Below are 2,003 nucleotides of genomic sequence, written 5' to 3' on the forward strand. Positions count from 1 at the left end.
GGTGGTTCCCAGGATTTGTGCAATTTCCTCCTGGCGCTCGGGGGAAATCCAGCCTTCATCCTGCTGCACCAGCCGCAGCATCGGCATGATGGCTGAACGCCTCCCTTCTGGGGTAGCGGGGTATTGAGCAAATACCTCAACCAGCCAAGCTTGTTTATCGTCAAAGAATCCCATATTCCTCCGTCTGGGCTCGAGTGTCGAGTATCGAACGCAAACAAATAACCCTTGGCCCTAAGCGTTTCGATGATCTGCTGGTCACTGCCACCGCCACGGCGTGGATTTGGGTACTGTGCCTCAGACCATATTCATGGGTCGCAGAAGTACGATTTGACATACTTGCGGTGGCACAGCCCAGACCCGTGACACTCCACACAAAGTTCATCGGTCTACATCCCCCATCACCGGATCTAACGAAGCGATCACCGCCACCATATCGGCCATCTGTACCCCCCTGCAGGCGTAGGGCAGGCTTTGCAGGTTGACAAAACTGGGGGCACGAACCTTGACCCGGTAGGGCATGGAACCCCCATCGGAAATGATGTAGTAGCCCAGCTCCCCTCTGGCACTCTCGGTAGGCACGTAGACCTCGCCCAAAGCCGGGTGGAAGCCCTCCGTTACCAGCTTGAAATGGTAGATCACGGCCTCCATCGAAGTTTCCAACAACTCACGCGGCGGCAGCGAAATCTGAGGGTTGGGGTCGCGGATGGGGCCGGGGCCAAGAGCCTCGATGCGTTCGATGGCCTGCTGGATGATCTTGACCGACTCGCGCATCTCGAGGATGCGAATCACCATTCGATCGTAGACATCACCCCCGTAGAGTACCGGCACCTCAAAGTGGTAGGTCTCGTACCCGGCATAAGGGTAGGCCTTGCGCACGTCATAGTTTACCCCCGAGGCCCGCAAGCTGCCGCCGGTAAGCGATAGGGCGATGGCGACATCGGCAGGAATAACCGAGACTCCCTGGGCCCGCTGATAGAAAATGGGGCTTTCCTTGAACAAGGTCTCGTACTCGCCTATACGGGCTGGCATCTGCACGATGAACTTCTTAATTTCGCTCAGGAACTCCAGCGGAAGGTCTTCCTTCAGCCCACCAATGCGAATGTAGTTGTGGTGAAAGCGCTGGCCCGAGACCCACTCGAACAAGTCGAGCACCGCCTCCCGCTCTCGGAAGGCATAGAAAAAGGGCGTCAGTGCGCCGAAATCCAGCATCCCTGTTCCAAGGAAAACCAGGTGCGAGGCGATGCGGGACAGTTCGTTGAGCATGATGCGGATGGCCTGCGCTCTGGGGGGAACCTGAGCACCTACCAGCTTTTCCACGCTCAGCGCATAAGCCAGGTCGTGGCTAAAGCTGTGCAGGTAGTCCATTCGCGGGGTATAGGTGATGCACTGCGTGTAGGTACGGTTCTCCATATTTTTCTCGAAGCCGGTATGGAGATACCCGAGGTGGGGGGTCAGGCGCAAAATCTGCTCCCCCGAAAGATCCACCACCACCCGCAACACCCCGTGGGTGGAAGGGTGTTGGGGCCCCACGTTGAGGGTCATGACCTCGGATTTCAGCTCTGGTGCATCGGCAATGTCATAGGCCTCAATAGAAGGGCTGTGCACATCTCTGGGGTCTCTGGTCATCAGCTCCCCCCTTTGGCAACCTTTTGAATTTCGTCGTAGACATCCTGATAGCCTTTGCGCGACCCGCCCCGCCAACCGGTCATACCGCTTCGATCGCCGGAAAGACCCGCTCTAAAGGCATCGGGGTCAATGAACCGACCCTCCTTAAAGAGAGTAGGCGTCTCGCCCAGGGGAAAGTCCTTGCGTAAAGGATGGCCTTCTAAGTCTTCGGGGGTGAGGATCTTGCGCAGATCGGGGTGTCCCTCAAAGCGGATCCCGACCAGATCGTAGACCTCGCGCTCGAGGTAGTCGGCCCCCATCCACAGGTCGGTCAGGCTGGGGACGCTGGGGTCGGACTCAGCCACAAAGACCCGGATAAAAACCCGTCTTCCATCACC

3 protein-coding genes are annotated in these 2,003 nt (G+C 57.8%); all 3 read right to left on the bottom strand.

Annotation, left to right across the window (positions count from 1 at the left end; genetic code table 11):
- A partial coding sequence (locus Q0288_RS17310) for an NAD(P)H-dependent oxidoreductase subunit E (RefSeq protein ID WP_299433447.1) occupies positions 1–174 on the bottom strand: 174 nt, incomplete at its 3' end.
- A 204-nt stretch (positions 175–378) separates the two neighbouring features.
- On the bottom strand, positions 379–1,542 hold the full coding sequence (gene nuoD / locus Q0288_RS17315) for an NADH dehydrogenase (quinone) subunit D (protein WP_299433450.1): 1,164 nt from the start codon (positions 1,540–1,542) through the stop codon (positions 379–381).
- Positions 1,543–1,625: 83 nt separating this feature from the next.
- The coding region (locus tag Q0288_RS17320) for an NADH-quinone oxidoreductase subunit C (protein ID WP_299433444.1) at positions 1,626–2,003 on the bottom strand (378 nt) is incomplete at its 5' end.

It is taken from the genome of uncultured Meiothermus sp. (genome assembly GCF_937863175.1).
GTDB lineage: Bacteria > Deinococcota > Deinococci > Deinococcales > Thermaceae > Meiothermus.

Coding starts and splice junctions, on each gene's coding strand:
- nuoD (WP_299433450.1), bottom strand. CDS start 1,542: ATGACCCTCAACGTGGGGCCCCAACACCCTTCCACCCACGGGGTGTTG.